The sequence below is a fragment of the Pseudomonas quasicaspiana genome, assembly GCF_021147825.1.
Classification (GTDB): Bacteria; Pseudomonadota; Gammaproteobacteria; order Pseudomonadales; family Pseudomonadaceae; genus Aquipseudomonas; species Aquipseudomonas quasicaspiana.
Window position 1 is genome coordinate 13,648 of the sequence record NZ_JAGTPI010000030.1, and the last position, 16,848, is coordinate 30,495.

General features: G+C 57.1%; 13 protein-coding genes and 1 pseudogene. 11 read left to right on the forward strand and 3 right to left on the reverse strand.

The window, feature by feature from the left end; all coding sequences use genetic code 11:
* The first annotated feature begins 251 nt into the window (after positions 1-251).
* The 6 genes and pseudogenes from KDX30_RS17435 to KDX30_RS29840 all read left to right on the forward strand — a co-directional run bounded on the left by KDX30_RS17435 (position 252) and on the right by KDX30_RS29840 (position 8,356).
* Positions 252-1,373 carry an AAA family ATPase gene (locus KDX30_RS17435; protein ID WP_231677029.1) on the forward strand — a complete coding sequence of 374 codons (1,122 nt, stop codon included), beginning with the start codon at positions 252-254 and terminating at the stop codon, positions 1,371-1,373.
* A complete protein-coding gene (locus tag KDX30_RS17440; protein WP_231677030.1) occupies positions 1,370-1,804 on the forward strand; it encodes a bpX5 domain-containing protein in 435 nt (144 codons plus the stop codon). Before KDX30_RS17435 ends, KDX30_RS17440 begins: the two co-directional genes overlap by 4 nt.
* Complete coding sequence (locus KDX30_RS17445; RefSeq protein ID WP_231677031.1) at positions 1,804-3,642, forward strand: hypothetical protein; 1,839 nt, start codon at positions 1,804-1,806, stop codon at positions 3,640-3,642. The genes KDX30_RS17440 and KDX30_RS17445 overlap by 1 nt, the downstream gene beginning before the upstream one ends.
* Positions 3,635-6,535, forward strand: coding sequence for a bpX6 domain-containing protein (locus tag KDX30_RS17450; RefSeq protein ID WP_231677032.1), 2,901 nt, complete (start codon positions 3,635-3,637; stop codon positions 6,533-6,535). The genes KDX30_RS17445 and KDX30_RS17450 overlap by 8 nt, the downstream gene beginning before the upstream one ends.
* Before the next feature lie 180 nt (positions 6,536-6,715).
* Positions 6,716-7,498 (forward strand): annotated as a pseudogene (locus KDX30_RS29835) (MCP four helix bundle domain-containing protein); the annotation flags it as partial.
* Positions 7,493-8,356 (forward strand): methyl-accepting chemotaxis protein, encoded by an 864-nt coding sequence (locus tag KDX30_RS29840; protein ID WP_406643937.1) that lies wholly within the window; start codon positions 7,493-7,495, stop codon positions 8,354-8,356. The pseudogene KDX30_RS29835 and the gene KDX30_RS29840, both read left to right, overlap by 6 nt.
* Positions 8,357-8,936: 580 nt before the next feature.
* On the opposite strand, the gene KDX30_RS17460 is transcribed toward KDX30_RS29840, so the two are convergent.
* Positions 8,937-9,563 (reverse strand): pyridoxamine 5'-phosphate oxidase family protein, encoded by a 627-nt coding sequence (locus KDX30_RS17460; RefSeq protein ID WP_231677033.1) that lies wholly within the window; start codon positions 9,561-9,563, stop codon positions 8,937-8,939.
* A gap of 297 nt (positions 9,564-9,860) precedes the next feature.
* Here KDX30_RS17460 and KDX30_RS17465 point away from each other — a divergent pair, with 297 nt between their 5' ends.
* The 5 genes from KDX30_RS17465 to KDX30_RS17485 all read left to right on the forward strand — a co-directional run bounded on the left by KDX30_RS17465 (position 9,861) and on the right by KDX30_RS17485 (position 14,636).
* Positions 9,861-10,793, forward strand: coding sequence for a LysR substrate-binding domain-containing protein (locus tag KDX30_RS17465; RefSeq protein ID WP_027898240.1), 933 nt, complete (start codon positions 9,861-9,863; stop codon positions 10,791-10,793).
* Between the two features lie 207 nt (positions 10,794-11,000).
* Positions 11,001-11,774 (forward strand): ABC transporter substrate-binding protein, encoded by a 774-nt coding sequence (locus KDX30_RS17470; RefSeq protein ID WP_231677034.1) that lies wholly within the window; start codon positions 11,001-11,003, stop codon positions 11,772-11,774.
* A 23-nt stretch (positions 11,775-11,797) separates the two neighbouring features.
* Positions 11,798-12,910, forward strand: coding sequence for a DUF2817 domain-containing protein (locus tag KDX30_RS17475; RefSeq protein ID WP_231677035.1), 1,113 nt, complete (start codon positions 11,798-11,800; stop codon positions 12,908-12,910).
* A 122-nt stretch (positions 12,911-13,032) separates the two neighbouring features.
* Positions 13,033-14,118, forward strand: coding sequence for an aromatic ring-hydroxylating dioxygenase subunit alpha (locus KDX30_RS17480; RefSeq protein ID WP_231677036.1), 1,086 nt, complete (start codon positions 13,033-13,035; stop codon positions 14,116-14,118).
* A 119-nt stretch (positions 14,119-14,237) separates the two neighbouring features.
* A complete protein-coding gene (locus KDX30_RS17485; protein ID WP_122706629.1) occupies positions 14,238-14,636 on the forward strand; it encodes a RidA family protein in 399 nt (132 codons plus the stop codon).
* A gap of 44 nt (positions 14,637-14,680) precedes the next feature.
* Here the strand turns inward: KDX30_RS17485 and KDX30_RS17490 are convergent, their stop codons facing one another.
* Both KDX30_RS17490 and KDX30_RS17495 read right to left on the reverse strand, forming a co-directional pair.
* Positions 14,681-15,121, reverse strand: a complete 441-nt coding sequence (locus KDX30_RS17490; protein WP_231677055.1) for a thiol-disulfide oxidoreductase DCC family protein — start codon at positions 15,119-15,121, stop codon at positions 14,681-14,683.
* A gap of 2 nt (positions 15,122-15,123) precedes the next feature.
* Positions 15,124-16,254, reverse strand: a complete 1,131-nt coding sequence (locus KDX30_RS17495) for a metallophosphoesterase (protein WP_231677037.1) — start codon at positions 16,252-16,254, stop codon at positions 15,124-15,126.
* Positions 16,255-16,848: the final 594 nt, after the last annotated feature.

Below are 16,848 nucleotides of genomic sequence, written 5' to 3' on the forward strand. Positions count from 1 at the left end.
GTAGGAGTGAGCTTGCTCGCGATTACGTCAGCACAGGCAATATATTCACCGACTGATAGACCGAAATCGCGAGCAAGCTCACTCCTACAGATCCTGTGTTTGCATCGCGACAGCGTGTTGTCAGGAATACTTGGCCGCCCCTATCAAACAATATTCAACTATCCGAAAACTGACATTAATCCTGTTACTGAACTTGTCCGCCGAGGCCGCCGTCAGGCAGAATCTTCGGCTTCAGTTTCAGGGAAGACCCCATGATTGCCTCATTGCAGAGCGCCGCGTTGCACATTCGCCAGGCTGTTCGTGTCGCCACCGAAGGTTTGGTCGGACGTGAGCAGCTCGCCGAGTTGATTGTTCTGGCTGCCGTTGCCCAGGAGCACATTCTGGTGATCGGCCCGCCGGGCACTGCCAAAAGCGCGGTGGTGCGGCGGGTGGCCCAATCCATGGGCGGACGTTATTTCGAATACCTGCTGGGGCGTTTTACCGAACCATCCGAGCTGTTCGGCGCGGTGGACCTGAAGAAGTTGCGCGAAGGCACCGTCGAAACAGACGTCAGCGGCATGCTCCCTGAAGCCGATATCGTGTTCCTCGACGAGGTGTTTCTCGGGTCTACAGCCATCTTGAATACGTTGTTGGGTGTGCTTAACGAGCGGCGCTTTCGCCGTGGTCATACGCAGATCCAGTGCCCGCTGCGCGTCTGCGTCGGTGCGGCAAATGGCTTGCCCGACGACGAGGCACTGGCAGCGTTCGGTGACCGTTTCCTTCTGCACCTGTTCGTTGAATCAGTCCCTGACAATCAACTGGAGGCGATGTTGGCGGGTGGCTGGCAGTCCGAGCAACGCCCGGTTCAGCAGTTATTGGGCTTGAGCCAGCTGGACACACTTGGACAGGCGCTGAAACAGGTTGACCTGACTCAGGTTCGGCCGTCCCTGGCTCGCGCGATCCGGCGTCTGCGTGAGGCCGGTATCCAGCTCTCGGACCGCCGCATCGTCAAGTCTCAGCGACTCATCGCGGCCGCCGCATTGCTGGGCGGACGCCTTGAGGCCAGTGACGCAGATTTGTGGCCGCTGCTGTATGTGTTGCCTACCAAGGAAACCCAGCAGCATGGTCGCGAAGTCCTGCGGGACATCTTTGCGCAGTCCAGCAACAGTCACTTGTTCAGTGCAGTGGAGGAGGCAACCCTGCAGCCGATGTCACGGCTCAGCCGTCTGCTGGAAACGGCGGAGGACTACCTGGCCCGTAGCGAACCACCGGCTAGTGCTTTGCTTGAAGGCTTGCTTCGCGAGATAGATGCCAACTTCAATACGCAGACCATACCGGCACGCTTGCAGGAAGTACGTGGGCAATTAGCCCAGATGCTGTCGACATCGGCATGAGTGCTTACGCAAAGACCTGGAGTTGGCGGCCTCGCCTGACTCCGGCCGAGCCGCGGGCTGCCGTAGCATGGGGCGAGGCAGCCCGGCGCCTGCACGCACGGTTATCATTGGTTCCGGCTGAGCAGGCTGTACGTCTGCAAGTCACCGCCAATCGCGATGTGATGGTAGTGTCCGGTGCTGTTGGCGAATTGCCGTGGGTCGATGGAGTGGAATACGCGGCAATGGATGAGCGTGCGCCCGGCCTATGGTTACCCACCAGTTGGGAGCCCGATGTGCCAATCGATCTACTGGGGCAGGCCTTGTCGTCCAGTTTTTCGCGCTCACCCCTGCTGCTGTGGCGTGAGCCGCCTGCCGTGGTGCCCCTCAATCGTCAACTTCCGGTCACGTCGGAGCACTTGCTGATCATCCAGGATTATTGGGCGCAACGCTGATGCAATTACCTGATGGCCTTCAACCCTGGCGCCAGTGGCTCGAATGGTTTGCCCCCGAGCATTTACCCATGTTCGCCGACCTGCTGGGGCGTCTGAATCCACTGCTCGGCCCGTTTCGCGGGCGACAGCAAGGCGGGGTGCCCGAGCCCGACGGCCTGGGTGATCTGCAGCGTCGCGGACCTTATGAGCGTTTACTGTCCAGCGAATGGTTACTGGCCGATGAGGTGCCCGATGAGTTTTTGCGGCGAGCCGCAGCTGGCGAACACCTTTTTGTCGCACCGCAATACCATGCGAGGCAAGCAAACCGGCTGATCGTGGTTTTGTTTGATGCCGGTCCCTTGCAGTTAGGCGCAGCGAGACTGGTTCACCTTGCGCTACTGATATTGCTTGGACGACGCGCCCAGGAAGCGGGCGCCCAATTGCGCTGGGGCATTCTGCAGCAAGCGCCCGAACTCCATGAACTCGATTCGCCTGCACAGCTCAGACGGCTGCTCAACGCCCGTACTTATGAGGTGGCGACTGACGAGCATTGGCAGACATGGGGTGACTGGCTTACCGAACAGCAACATGACGCCGGGGAGTGCTGGGTCGTCGGGCAGCGTTTGCCCAGAACCGACGGTAAGCTCTGTACCCACAGAGCTCAGGTTCACCGCAGTCTGGGCGGGGAGAATCTGTTCTTCGAGCTGCAAAGTTCCAGCACCCGTCGCGTGTCGCTGCCCATCCCGGACGAACAACTGGCACTGCAGCTACTGAAAGGTCAATTTGCCGGGGAAACCATTGAGGCTCCCGTACTCAAAGGCAGCGTGCCGCGGGTATCACTGACCTTGCTGCCGGTCATTGCAAGCGCGGGCACTCACATCGCGATGAAAATGCTCGATGCGCCGGGTGTGGTGTTGATCAAGCTGCCAGCAGCCGGGCAAAAAAAACCGCTCGAAATTCGCCGTCAGCTATGGAACCCGGAATGGACGCCTCTCAGCCTCACATTCATGCACAACAAACTCGGCGGCGTGCTGAGTAACCATCAGCAACTTTCATTCTGGAACATGTCAGGACTGGTTTCTGTCCTTAAACCCGAGCCCGATGAGCTGAAATTACCGCTTGGCACGGCCAGTTTTCTACCCGCCGTCTGGTTGCGGAACAGCACTACAGGCCGTCTGTTTTTACTGGATAACCACGGGCATCTGGCTTTCTGGGCGATAGCAACGTCGCGCTCACCCGCCAAACCCAGGTCAGGTACCACTCACTATCTTGCGGACAAGGTGCTGGGCCTGGCCAAAGTCGACAAGGATCGGGCAGCCTATGTGCGCAGTGACGCCGGGCGTTTATACGCTCACTCGATCAATGCTGAGGGCGAGGTTTCGCCGGCTTACGTGGTGGGCGACGCTAACGGCGTCACTCAGGTGCTGTTTGCCGGTGGCAAGCAATGGAAGAGCGGTTTCGGCGGCTGTGCGCTGCTTACCGTTACGCTTGAGGGCGAGCGCTGGCAACTGGTCGCTGCGCCGAATGCTTCGATGCCGACGCAGACCCTTTGTCTGTCCGGTGGCTGGAAAGCTGTCGGTGTATGGCAGCAAGAGGGCGATGATTACTGCTCGATGGTTGTGTACAGTTCCAGGCAGCAATCCGTCACGCTGCGAAGTGGTGATGGGCAATCGCGTGTGTTGTTCACGACCTCTAACCCCATCGCCAAAATCAGCTTTTGCCCTGTAAGCGGCCTTATCGCCGCCTTGACCAGTGCCACCCGGGAATTACTGGTTTATTCGTTGCCACTCAATGCTCTGCGCCTGCAGATATTCTGCAACGAAACATCGGACGAACACGGGGAAGGCACGGATGCTTGAGCATGACTCGACACTGATTCGCCGTCCGGTGCTGGTCGGTCATCAGCACATTGAAGGGGTATGGTTCTCCCACGAAAGGTTTGACGAGCAGGAACGGGCAAGACTGATCCTCGATCAATGGCAAACGGGTTCAAGCGCCTATCGTTTTGCCGACGGCGACTTGCTGCGCTTTCGCCAACCCCTGTCTGTGATGTGTGAAACCCAGGTGGGCTGGCCGCTGATACGTCAGGGCGACGCACTGTGCTCGGCTCTTCTGACCCCGCAGGAAGCGCGCAGCCTGCCCGCAGCCGATGTCTGGCTGGTGCGTGCCAGCCACGTCAGCGCTTTGCAATTGCGCGATGCGACGCTCATTAATCCAGCGCAATGGCTCGATTTGGGTGGCTACACCTTGCTGGAGACCTATGACTGTCGGCGGGCGTTGCCGGAACCGATTGTTGAACCGCCTGCTGTTGCGTCCGGCGTGCGGGAGATCCTCGGCGGTGCTCTGCGGCCTGTCAGCCCTGAGCGGGAAGAGGTGATGAAGGCGCTGCTGGAACGCAAAGTCAGCGCGCCTGAAAAAATCCCTGATCAGGCTGCCGGTAGACCAGCGGATAACCCGTGGAAGAGCCCCGAGGTGGCATCGCTGCCCTGGCTGAAACTCGGCATCAGCGGGATATTGGTTGCCGCTTTTATCTGGATGGCCGTCAACGATAAGAAGGATCAAACCATTTCGCCGTCGGCGGCAGATTCCCCGGATGTCGGCGCAGTGATTCTGGGAATCCTGATCAGCGCAACGTTGTTTACTCTGTTGCTGCTGTGGATTCGCCGTTTTTTTGTTGGCCAGCCCTCCGGGGGGTATGGGGTGCCTCAATCCCAGAGCCAGCCGGGGATTGCACCGCGCGCCACGCCCACGAAGCCCAGGGTCAATCGATGGCGTCGCTGGCTTACACGCCTGACACTTCGCTCACCGCTTTCCGCGCTCTATGGCAAACGCCAGGCAGAGTACATGCGGCGCATGATGGAAATGTTCGAAGACGGCGATCTGGAAGAAGCCCTGCGCCACGCCATTCCACTGGAAGGTGGCCAGAGCACGGGGGAGCAGGCATTTGGGACTCCCCAACGGCGCCAGGAGCTTGTTGTAGGTGAGCGTTCCGGACCTGCTAACGCGATGCTTTTTGAAGATGACCTTAAAGACCGCCTCAAGCACTTATACCGGAAGTCGTTTGAAAGGCTCGACCGGGAAGGCCGTGTTGAAGAAGCAGTGTTCGTTCTGGCCGAACTGCTGAAAGAGCGCCAGGAAGCGCTCGACTATCTGGAAAAGCACGAGCGGTACCAACAAGCCGCCGATCTGGCCCTGACGTGGGATATGCCCCCAGCGGTGATCGTCCGCTTGCTGTGCCTGGCCGGTAACTGGCAGCGAGCGGTGCAGGTGGCTCGTCGTGACGACGCGTTTGCTGATGCGGTGATGATGCTTGAGCAAAAACAGCCTGAAAGTGCCGGGCGGTTGAGGCTTGAGTGGGCCGAGTCGCTCATCGGCAAAGGGCTGTGGTTGCAAGCCGTCGACGCCATCTGGAGTTTGCCCGGCGAGCGCGCCCGGGCGGCTCAATGGTTACTTGACGCGGAGGCCGCTGGTGGACGTCTTGCCATAAGGACACTGGTCAAACGAGCGATCCTGTTACCTGACACGCTGGCCGCCTATGGGGAATGGGTGGAGCAGCTTCGCGATGATCCTCAGCGCTTCGCCGAGCGCGCTGCCCTGGCGGAGGCATTGTTGCAGCACCAGAGTCACGCAAAAGCGCTGGCCTGGCTGACCGGCGCAACGATACACGCGATCATTGCCGATGAAGCAAATGGGCAAGGGCGGCTGACCCATAATCAGTTGCAAGCGCTGGTCATAATGAGCAAGGACAAACTGCTCCAGGCTGACCTTCCTGGCAAAGCGTTGCCTCGCCGGGGTAAACAGCCTCTGGATAGCGTTGAGGCGACGCTTGAATGGTCGGCACCCGCAATGGGGAGCAGGGCCATACTGGATGCCGTGGCACTGGAAGACTCGCGTTACTTGCTGGCATTGGGCGAGGCGGGTGCAGTGGTCGTCGACGCATCCGGCAAGCGTCTTTTTCACTTTTCAGTACCGGCGCAAGCCATCGTGATGGCCCACAGCCGACAAGTGGCGCTGGTGCTGGTTCGCCGAAGCGAAGCCTGGCGGATCAGCAAGCTGGACCTGGTTAACCGTACCGCAACGGATCTGGGCGTACATAAGTTCGACGTATTCGCCAGGATCTTCAACGGTTCGTCCTGGACCATTGGGCAAAACCGGCAACTGCGGGTGGTCGACGTGGATCGAGGGTTTGAAACGCTGTGGCATGTCAGTGATCTGCCAGGCCGTCTTCTGGGGCTGAAGGATGATGCTCATGGCGAATACCTCTGGCTTTACGACCCTGAGTCGGGCAGTGAGCTGTGGCATTACCGCCTGCCGGATCGTCGCCTGATGAGCCGCGAACCTGCCTCGAAGACCGTCTTTGATGACGGCCGTCAGTTGTTCAGTGCATCCAGTGACGTCGTCGAAATCCGCATCAAGCGTGAAAGAGAAGATGATCCCGTCCTTGTGATCGAGCAACGTGGCAGCCGCAAGGGCTATCGCTTGCCTGGGTGTATTGAAGGGCCTGAAGACGACCCTGTTGAAGTGCTCCTGCTTGAGCACTGGCTGCTCACTGGTTATCTCGTTTCTGACGATGAAACCCGCTGGCAATTCATCCACCGCAATAGCGACCGCCTTTGCGCGACGCTGCAATGGCCTCGACCCGAAGTGAGGACACGCCTGTCAGGAGCCGACTGGCTCATGTTTGACGATCAAGGGCGGTTGAGTCATATCAATGCGGAAGAGGGCACTCAGCGCAATTTGACGATTAACTGAAGCTGGAACGGGTGTTTATAAGGCTTGTGGGGGAGTTCCAGGTATGCCCGGCTACAGGCCAGGTTCGCGGGTGTGTGGCAGGGCGATAAAGTTTGCCCACTCCCAGTCGATAACGCTGCTAGAGAGGGTGCGAACGCGTTAAACCCTCGACTCTAACAACGACAAGCCTGAGTACTCCCCATGTCCCAGTTCCTCAATCTGAAGCTCAAATCAAAGCTGCTGTTTGCTTTTGGTCTATGTGCGGTCATCACTGTCGGTGTTGCGGCGCTGGGGTACAGCGGGATCTCAACTATCTACGGCCAACTGCAGAGCACGGTCAGCAATAACCTGGTATCGATCCAGAAAACCGATTCGGTTAAAGCCAACGTTATTGCCACCCACCGGGACATGTTCAGAGCTATCAACCTTGGGTTACGCAAAGCCACGCCAGAAGACATTAACGCTGTCGTTTTGTCTTTCAGGGACAACCAGGGCGAGGCGGAACAACAATTCAAAGTCTATCGCGCCACTCCTCTGGAAGCTGACGAGCGCGCTGCAGGTAATGACTTCGAGCGGGACTGGCCCGCGTATGTCGCTGCCGCAGAAAACGTTTTCGCACTGTTGAAAAGTGGCGATGTTGATCAGGCCGCCAAGCTTGCTGATACCGTCGCAACCCCCGCGTATCGCAAGACCATTGGCGAAGTCAAAATCATGATCGAGTCCAATGCCCGGCAAGCGATTGGCGTTGCCACCTCGGGGGAGGATACCAACCAACAAGTGACCTGGGCGCTGATTATCGGCGGACTTGTTGCAGCCGTTGCCGCCATCACCCTGGGCCTGGTGGTCACCCGCATGATTACCCGACCGCTCTATCAGTCCGTGGAAAGTGCTACTCGCATCGCTCAGGGCGACCTGACCAAAGAGATCACCTCGAACAGCGAGGATGAAACCGGACAGCTGCTTAAGGCACTGTCCAACATGCAGAAAGATCTTAAAGGCACGGTGCAGCAGATTGCCGATGCATCCGATCAGTTGGCTTCAGCTGCCGAAGAGCTGACCGCCGTTACTGAAGACAGCACACGTGGCCTGGTTCGTCAGAATGACGAGATTCAGCAAGCCGCGACTGCGGTAAACGAGATGACCGCCGCAGTGGAAGAGGTTGCCCGTAATGCCGTCAGCACTTCCCAGGTGTCGAGCCAGACCGCAGAAGATGCGATAAAAGGCCAGCATCAAGTCCAGCAGGCAGTGACAGCGATGAACACCATGGCCGTGGATATTAACGACTCCACGCAGCGTGTGGAAACCCTGGCCGGCCAGATTCGTGACATCACCAAGGTGCTGGACGTGATTCGTGGTATCGCTGAGCAGACCAATCTATTGGCCCTCAACGCTGCCATCGAAGCCGCTCGTGCCGGTGAACAGGGTCGAGGCTTCGCCGTTGTCGCCGACGAAGTCCGGGCCTTGGCCCATCGCACGCAAGCCTCTACTGGCGAAATCGAAGCGATGATCAAGGTCGTACGCGCAGGCGCTGACGAGGCCGTACAGTCGATGAGCAAAAGCCAGTCGATGGCTCAAAGCACGCAGTCGCTGGCAACTGAAGCTGGCCTGGCACTGGAGCGAATCAGCGCCGGAGTCAGCGAGATCAATGAACGTAACCTGGTGATCGCCAGCGCAGCAGAAGAGCAGGCTCAGGTAGCACGTGAAGTCGACCGCAACCTGGTGAATATCCAGGACCTGTCGACCCAGACATCCGCCGGTGCGAACCAGACCAACGCTTCGAGTCAGGAATTGTCGCGTCTGGCGATTTCGTTCAATACGTTGGTGGGCAAGTTCAAGCTTTGAGGGGTATTGATATCTACACATCTTTTCCATGCAGGGATTCTAGTGTACATATCCGTTATCGCGGTCAGGGCTGATATTGGTTGCGCCCTTACGGCGCGTCACTTTTGATAGAGCGCAAAAGTAACCAAAACGCTCTTGCCCCACCACTCGGCACCTCGCTGTCGCTATGTGTACCCGCCCGCAGATCCTGAACCGTGGGCCGCCGCAACGGGCCATCCATGGCCCAATGCGGCTAACTCGGCGTCCTGCCCCTCTTCAACTCAAGGGCGTCCCACGCTTCAGAATCTGCGTTCGGCCAGCGTGATTTAACGGGGCGCCTCAGATCAAAATCAAAAGCTTGGCGGCCTGAAAGCCGACCTGATTGTGTGAGCTTGCCTGTCTTCTGTAGGAGCTGCCGTAGGCTGCGAGGCGGCGTTCAGGCACTCTGCGATCGGGCAAGAGCTTTTTAACTTACTTTTGGCTGGGGCGGCTTCCGGCTATTTTCAAAAGATAGCTATTCTTTCATGGCTCAGCACCCGGATATCGATGGGAGAGTGAGCCGGCTGCGACCATCAAGTTCTCTCCAAACCTTTGAGTCCCATCAATACAACGTATCAGCAATACGCCCCGGCAATGCCTTGTCATACGCATCGCCATCAATTTCGGCGGCCGAGATTTCCTTCAATATTTTCCCGGCAGTCGGCAGCGTGCTTCTTTCCACGTGACGCGCTGCATCCCAAAGTCCCGCCCTAATGACCGCCCGGCTGCACTGGAAATAAACGCTGGTGACGGTGATGCGCAGCACCGATTTAGGCTGCTGGCCATTCACGGCGAAACGCGCCAGTAATTCGGGGTTCACTGATATCTGTGCTGTCCCGTTGACTCGCAACGTTTCCCCGACCCCTGGTATGAGAAACAGCAGTGCCACCCGGGGATCAGTCACGATATTGCGCAGGGTGTCGATCCGGTTGTTACCACGTCGATCGGGCAGATAAAGCGTCTTGCTGTCTTCGATATGAACAAACCCTGCCTGATCGCCACGTGGCGATGCGTCAAGTCCATCGGGGCCTGACGAAGCAAGAATCGCAAAGGTTGCTGACTCGATGAAAGGCCGGTAGACGGGATGAATATGGTCCACCTCTTTGACCATCGAGGGGCGGGCGATTGGGCCGTACAGCTTTTCCAGCGCCTCTGTCGTGGTCACGTACTCGTTGCTGTCCAGTTCCATAGTCATTTCTTTCTACCGTCTTTTTCTGGTTGTTATGCCTGCACTGATGCGGGTTAGCCGTGTTGAGTTTGAGCTATTTTGATGAAGGAAATGTGCTGCTGACAGTCGTGTTGTGAGCTGCATGGTCAGCCAGCCTCAAACCATTGCGTGAAATCAACTACCGTAAATCCCCGGATTGGGCGGCAGCATTCGCTGCCTGCATCTGGATTCGAACCTGACGACCCCTTCTTGTATAAACTCGTCCCCACCCTGTAGTACCCGACTGAAAATCTGGATTAGCCCGTCTGCGGAGACCCCATGGATAATTTGCCCCCTCTGCGCGCCCTGCAGATTTTTAACATCGTCGGTCGCTGCGGCGGTATCGCCGAGGCCGCACGACGCCTTGGTATATCGACTGGTGCCGTCAGTCAGCAGATGAAGTTACTGGAAGAAAGCCTCGGGATTACCCTGACGGTCAAAGACGGCAAGCGCATTCGGCTTACCACTGTAGGTGAACGTTATCACCGTAACTGTGCAGCGGCGTTTGAGAGTTTGCAGGTCGGAAGGGCTGAGGTGGAGTTGGCAAAAAACACCAGCAACATGCGAGTCAGCGCGTTTCCTTCACTGATGTCCAAGTGGCTCGCACCGCAGCTTTTTGACTGGCAAGACCGCTATCCCGAAATTGACCTTTTTCTGGAAGCTCGCCATGCCGAGCCTTCTACTGGCGGCTACGACATAGACTTTCGCATTACCTACGGCGACCGGATTCCGGACAGTGGAAATGCTATCGAGTTGTTCCGCGATTGCATCGTTCCAGTGTGCAGCCCTGAGTTGCTCAAAGGCCGGGAGCCCATCACCCGTGCCGAACAGATCCTTGACTACCCGTTGCTTTCAGTCGACTGGCTGCCAAGCTTCGCATCACCACCTTCCTGGCACGACTGGTTCACTGCGCAGGAGGTTGACTGTCCGCAGTTACGGGATGGCCATCGAGTGTTTTCCCTGTCGTCCATGGCCATCCAGGCCGCAATCGAAAATCGCGGCTTTGTCCTGGCGCAGTACTCCATGGTTCGCGCGGACATTGAGGCCGGGTATTTGCTCATGCCGCTGGCACGCCCGCTGTTCCTGTTGTCTTCCTATTATCTGGTCTGGAGCAGCAGTGCCTTTGATAAGGCCTGGGGCCGAGACTTTCATCGGTGGCTGGTTGCCCGTGGCAAAGATCAGCATGACTTGAACCAATGCCTCGGGGTTTAGTTTTTCTAAACCATGAGCCAGTTTTTCTGGCCTTATCTACGCTCACAGAATCCGTTATGTTGACGCCATGAGTTACACATAAAAAATAAAAACAGTACTGGCACCATCGCTTTTCCATTGTCTGCCAATCATCTCAGGACTTCAGCAGCGTCTATTTTCCGCTGACAGTCGTCCTGTGCCACGAGTGCCCAGCCGGGAAACGCCTCCATGAAAAAACTCATCGCCATCGTTTTACTCGCAGCCGTGTCATCCACGGCCTTTAGTAAAGACATCACGACCATTCGTTTTGGCGTCGACCCCACGTTCGCTCCCTTTGAATCAAAATCGCCTCAAGGAACACTTGAAGGCTTCGATATTGATCTCGGCAACGCTATCTGTGCGCAGCTCAAAGCAAAATGCGTGTGGGTGGAAACCAGTTTCGACAGCATCATCCCCGCACTCAAGGCGGGTAAGTTTGATGCGATCCTCTCGGCCATGAGCATCAATGAAACCCGAGCCAAGCAGGTGACTTTCAGCGACAAGCTGTACAACTCTCCAACCCGGTTGATTGCCAAAGCCGGAAGTGCGTTGCTGCCAACTGCTGAGTCGTTGACCGGCAAAACTGTCGGCGTCGCACAAGGCTCCACCCAGGAAGCCTATGCAAAAGCCAAATGGGCACCCAATGGCGTGAACGTGGTGAGCTATACGAATCAGGATTTGATCTACCCCGAGTTGATCAACGGCCGTATCGACGCGACCCTGACTGACGCCGTGGTCGGTGATTCCGGTTTCCTGCAGACCCCGCGAGGCAAGGGCTACTCATTCGCTGGCGGCCCGATCAGGGACAAAGTGCTGTTGGTCGAGGGCGTGGGTATCGGCATTAACAAATCCAATAAACAGATGATCGACGCGATCAACTCTGCATTGCGCGCCATTCACGAAAATGGCACTTACGACGCTATTCAGAAGAAGTACTTCAGCTTCGATATTTATAACGGCTGACAGCCGGTCTGCGAGCCATCCTCATGCCTAATCTATTTCCGACTCATCCAAGCTATCGAGGCCTGCGCGAGCGTTTTGTGCAGTCCGCCAAACAAGCCGGGGCGATCCTGTCCCGCTACGACCACCCGCTGCCCGGGCCTTTCGGGGAGCCGCTGAGCACAGACGTTGCATTGCTCGGGCAGCCGAATGCCAAGCGCGTGATGGTTATCATCAGCGGTACTCACGGTATCGAGGGTTACTACGGCTCGGATTGCCAACGCCGCTGGCTGGATATGCTTGCCACCCAGCAACTGCCAGCCGACACCGCCATCCTGATGATTCACCTGATCAACCCCTGGGGCACTGCGTGGATGCGCCGGGTCAACGAAGACAATATCGACATCAACCGTAATTACGTCGATTTCACACAGTCACTGCCTGGCAACGCGGCGTACGCAGCGATACACGATGTATACACCTGCACTGACCTCGACGGACCAGAGCGCGCAAAGGCCGATATGCGATTCAACTCGCTCATTGATGAGCACAGCTGGCCCGGGCTCATGGGCATCGTCGGCGCCGGGCAATATCAGTTTCCCGACGGCTTGTTCTTCGGCGGTCACGGCCCGAGTTGGTCGAACAATACGCTTCGCCATATCCTTGCTAATCATCTGGGTAGCGCAGAAGTTGCGATGGCATTTGACCTGCACACGGGCGCCGGAGACTACGGTCACCCTATGCTCATGACCATTGCCCAATCTCAATACCCGGCGCTCCCCGACGCGCAGGCACTGTTTGGCCCGTGGCTTTATACGCTGATTACCGGCGCCAATACCCTGAGCGACACCGGAGTCGCAGCGACTTCCACCGGCTATACATCCCAAGCGATGCTGGATGCGCTGCCTGACGTGCACCTGATGCCCTTTGTCATCGAGTGCGGCACCTGGCCCGGTCCTGATGTTCACGACAGCCTGCGTGCCGATCACTGGCTTCATCTACACGGCGACCCTTGCGACGCAACCGGCGAGACCATCAAGCGGGCATTACTGGAGCAGTTTTATCCTGCCGATTGCGATTGGCGCGAGCTCGTGTGGCTGCGAACCCGACAGATCTGGGAGCGAGCATTGGCTGCATTTCCGACGATCAAAATGTTGTAAATGTACCGGCCTCTTCTCGAATAAATCCGGTCCTGCCAGTTCTCTGTTTCCCTCGAAAAGCGTGGTGTCAGCAACACGCTGGCTCCTAAACAACAGCGCGAAGCCCAAGAGGAGTAACGCATATGTACTTACGCAATGCCTGGTACGTGGCTGCCAGCGACAGCGACATTGGCCATAGCCTGTACCCCACAACTTTACTGGGTGAGCCGGTGGTGCTGTTTCGTAAAACAGATGGCGACCTCGTTGCACTCGAAGACGCTTGTCCTCATCGCAAGCTCCCGCTGTCCATGGGCCGTCTGGACGGTAACCAGATCGAGTGCGGATACCACGGACTCACCTTCGACGGCCAGGGGACCTGCACACGGGCGCCTACCAGCGGGAGAATTCCGTCCCGGGCGCGAGTGCATAGCTATCCCGTTCACGTGCGTTACGGGCTGGTCTGGTTATGGATGGGTGAACCTTCCCTGGCAGACGTCTCAAGCGTGTGCGAGGTGCCGGAGTGGGGCGATCCGCAGTGGGGACTCAGCCGGGGTGCGAGCATGACGGTGCAGTGCAATTACCTGTACATGACCGATAACTTGCTTGATCCCTCTCATGTGGCATGGGTGCATCAGTCTTCTTTCGGCAACGCTGCCTGCGCTTCGGAGCCTGTAACTGCAACTGAAACGGCCAACGGCGTTATTGTCTCGCGATGGATGCGCAACGTTGAGGTGGCACCGTTCTATGCACAGTTCGTGACCTTTGACAGCCCATGCGATCGTCTGCAGCATTACGAAGTCCAGTACCCTTGCCAGGCAATCATCAAAGCATTGTTTACGCCAGCAGGTACCGGGCGGGATGAAGGTCCGCTGCATGCCGATGTTTTTCTGATGAACTCTTACAACTTCATGACGCCTGTAGACGAGCATTGCACCCGTTATTACTGGTTCCAGATGCGTAACTTCGAGCCAGGCGATGAGGGGGTATCCCGTCGCTTCGATGAGGATGTTCAACACGCTTTCGCCGAGGATCGCGTTGTGCTGGAAGCGGTGCACAAAGGCATGATTAATCCCCGCGTTGCGCCAATCAATCTGCCCAGTGATGCAGGCCCGGTAAAGTTTCGGCGAGAACTGGCCAGGCGAATCAGTGCCGAAAGCGCTGAAAGCGAGCACGCCAGGCCCGCATCTACAGAACAGAGGGTGATCGAGACGCTTAGCGTTTCTTCGTGATATTGCAGGCATTGGATTGTTTGGCCAAGCCAAACAGTCATTTAGCGAACTGCCCGTTTATCCGCCACCCGCGCAAACCTACAGTTGCCACCTGCAAAGCCAACTGAAGGAATGACCTAATGACTGTCCGTGACGTAGTAACCCCGCCTGATCGCCATGCACTTTACGAACTGCATCGCTATTCTCCGGCGATCCGCAGCAACGGCCTGCTGTTCGTATCCGGCCAGGTCGGCAGCAGGGCCGATGGCTCTCCTGAGCCAGAACTGGATGCTCAAGTGCGCCTGGCATTTCAGAACCTCAACGCGATTCTTGCTGCGGCGGGCTGTAGCTTCAATGACGTGATCGATGTGACGGTGTTCATGGTCGATCCGCAAACCCATTTCGAACGTGCCTGGGCGGTGGTGGCGGAATACTGGGGGGAAGCGCCGTATCCGACGGCTACTGCGGTGGGCGTTACCTGGTTATCGGGTTTTCAGTTTGAGATCAAGGTGATTGCCAGGTTGCCTGAAGGCGCTTGAAAGGAAGTTCTGCGCTGACTTTGCCGCCTGTCCGCAGACCGGACTTACTGATCCCCTTTCAAAAAACGGCGGTCATGGTCTGCGGTTGGGGCGCGGCTGGAGTCGTATCTGCCGAACAATCGATAGCGATTCAGGGCGATTTTGTCGTACATCCAGTCCCGTAGGATTTGCGGGATAACGCGTGCAACGGTCAGCCAGCGCCAAGGGGCATTCAAGCGCTTGAGGATCTCGAACATCGCCTCGGAGCGTATGGACACCTTGTTGTTCGAGATGAGCACAATGGTATTGAATTTGTCCTGAGGCAGCCCGGCCCACCCCAGCAATGCCTGGCCTTCCGGTGATTGCACCGTGGCCAGTTGAATTCGACGAGCCTGATCATGACGGATAACGAATCGTGCCCAACCGTTGCACAGTTTGCAGGTCCCGTCGAACAGCACCACCGTGTCGTCTGGATTCAGGAACGGGGCAGGGGTGCTCGCTTGCATACTCATTGAGCCTGCTGCTTCGCTGTTCGAAGCGTGATGCGGGTCAGCTCTGACGGTATGCCCAATCGCAGGGCAAATCCGGGCCACAGGGCGGTGCCGTTGTTGACATAAAGCTGCATCCCGTCGACGTCATAAAAACCGGAAACAAAGCCCTCATTCGCCAAGGCGATCACTCGCTCAAGCCCCAGAATCATGCCGCCGTGGGTATGACCGGACAACTGAACAGCCACGCCCTGGCTTGCGGAGAATTCTGCGTTTCTGGGTTGATGGTCGAGCAGGATGATGGGTGTGTCTTTTGGCGCGCCTTGCAGCGCTTGCTTCAGGTCAGGCGCGGGGAAGCCGGTTTTGGGTGCTGTTACATCCGTGACGCCCGCCAATACAATCTGTGCGCCGTTACGCTTGATCAGCGTGTGGCTGTTCGCCAGAGGGATCATCCCCAACGAAACGAAATGCTGCATCCAGGCTGCATTGTCAAAGAAGTACTCATGGTTGCCGGGAATGACGTACACACCGTCGGGAGCGTGAAGATCGCGCAAGGCGTCAATGTCTCGGGTCCGGTCACGGATCGAACCGTCAATCAGGTCGCCGGTGACGACGATCAGATCGACACCCAGATTGTTCGAGTCCTTCACCACCGCTCTTGTCCACGGCTCATCAAACAGACGACTGATATGCAAGTCCGTCAGTTGCAGAATCTTGTAGCCATCAAATTGTGGGGGCAGGTTGTTGATCGTTATCTCGATGTCCTTGACGGGCGGAACCCGTATCGCCTGGTTCACACCGAGTGCTGCCAGCAAGAGCGCCGCAATACCAAATCCATAACGCAGGTTGGCTGGAATAGTCAGCTTTTTCCGCCGAACCAGCATCGTTACCAGCGTAATCAGGTCAACAATGATTTGTCCCACCGCGATGAGCAGAATCGAGCCAAAGGCCCAGTTGAACAGCATCACGACAGTTCGCGGAAATTCCGGGGAGAACACGCTGCCTGAGGAAAACCGGGAGTACAGGTGATATTGCGAGGCGAGCACCAGCAGCAACGCGACGGCGATTCTTGCCTGCAATTTCCAGGGCATTGGCAGGATGAAACGGACGATGACATACAGGCACGGCAGGCTGAACATGACATGGAACATTAAACGCGTTTCCTTTGACGGTGATCGTTGCTGGATGCAGGTCGCCATTGCGTGGAGACCCCGGCAGCGTCATCCAAAGCTATTTTTACAGGCAGCGCACCTTATCAGTTCCAGCCGAAAACCGTAGGGCGGTGTTAAAGCTGCAGCCTGCAGCCACTGAATTGAAATGCGTACTCACTGAAACAACACGTAACCACCTAAATTTACGCAGAAACCTGTGGGACCGAATTTATTCGGGAAGAGGTCGGTACATCCGCCACATTATCGTCGTCGGGAATGCCGCCTTCCCGGATGAATCCGGTCCCACTGGTTCTCTGTTTGCTGCAGGACACCGGGGCGGTTCTGATCAAAAAACCCGTCACTATCTGAATTCGCAGAAACCTGTGGGACCGAATTTATTCGGGAAGAGGTCGGTACATCCGCCACATCATCGTCGTCAGGAATACCGTCTCCCGGATGAATCCGGTCCCACTCAGACTGTGTGAAAACGTAGCGAGCGACGGCAAGACAAGGCAAAAACAGGCGAAAAAGCGGAGTCTAGGTGTTCTAAATGAGCATTTTTCGCCTGTTTTTAACGCAGTATTGCCGAGCGCA

Excerpts from the sequence above, each read along its gene's own strand:
- KDX30_RS17450 (WP_231677032.1), top strand. The coding sequence starts at position 3,635 with ATGCTTGAGCATGACTCGACACTGATTCGCCGTCCGGTGCTGGTCGGT.
- KDX30_RS17480 (WP_231677036.1), top strand. The coding sequence starts at position 13,033 with ATGTACTTACGCAATGCCTGGTACGTGGCTGCCAGCGACAGCGACATT.
- KDX30_RS17475 (WP_231677035.1), top strand. The coding sequence starts at position 11,798 with ATGCCTAATCTATTTCCGACTCATCCAAGCTATCGAGGCCTGCGCGAG.
- KDX30_RS17435 (WP_231677029.1), top strand. The coding sequence starts at position 252 with ATGATTGCCTCATTGCAGAGCGCCGCGTTGCACATTCGCCAGGCTGTT.
- KDX30_RS29840 (WP_406643937.1), top strand. The coding sequence starts at position 7,493 with ATGCAGAAAGATCTTAAAGGCACGGTGCAGCAGATTGCCGATGCATCC.
- KDX30_RS17440 (WP_231677030.1), top strand. The coding sequence starts at position 1,370 with ATGAGTGCTTACGCAAAGACCTGGAGTTGGCGGCCTCGCCTGACTCCG.
- KDX30_RS17460 (WP_231677033.1), bottom strand. The coding sequence starts at position 9,563 with ATGGAACTGGACAGCAACGAGTACGTGACCACGACAGAGGCGCTGGAA.
- KDX30_RS17495 (WP_231677037.1), bottom strand. The coding sequence starts at position 16,254 with ATGTTCCATGTCATGTTCAGCCTGCCGTGCCTGTATGTCATCGTCCGT.
- KDX30_RS17485 (WP_122706629.1), top strand. The coding sequence starts at position 14,238 with ATGACTGTCCGTGACGTAGTAACCCCGCCTGATCGCCATGCACTTTAC.
- KDX30_RS17490 (WP_231677055.1), bottom strand. The coding sequence starts at position 15,121 with ATGCAAGCGAGCACCCCTGCCCCGTTCCTGAATCCAGACGACACGGTG.
- KDX30_RS17470 (WP_231677034.1), top strand. The coding sequence starts at position 11,001 with ATGAAAAAACTCATCGCCATCGTTTTACTCGCAGCCGTGTCATCCACG.
- KDX30_RS17465 (WP_027898240.1), top strand. The coding sequence starts at position 9,861 with ATGGATAATTTGCCCCCTCTGCGCGCCCTGCAGATTTTTAACATCGTC.
- KDX30_RS17445 (WP_231677031.1), top strand. The coding sequence starts at position 1,804 with ATGCAATTACCTGATGGCCTTCAACCCTGGCGCCAGTGGCTCGAATGG.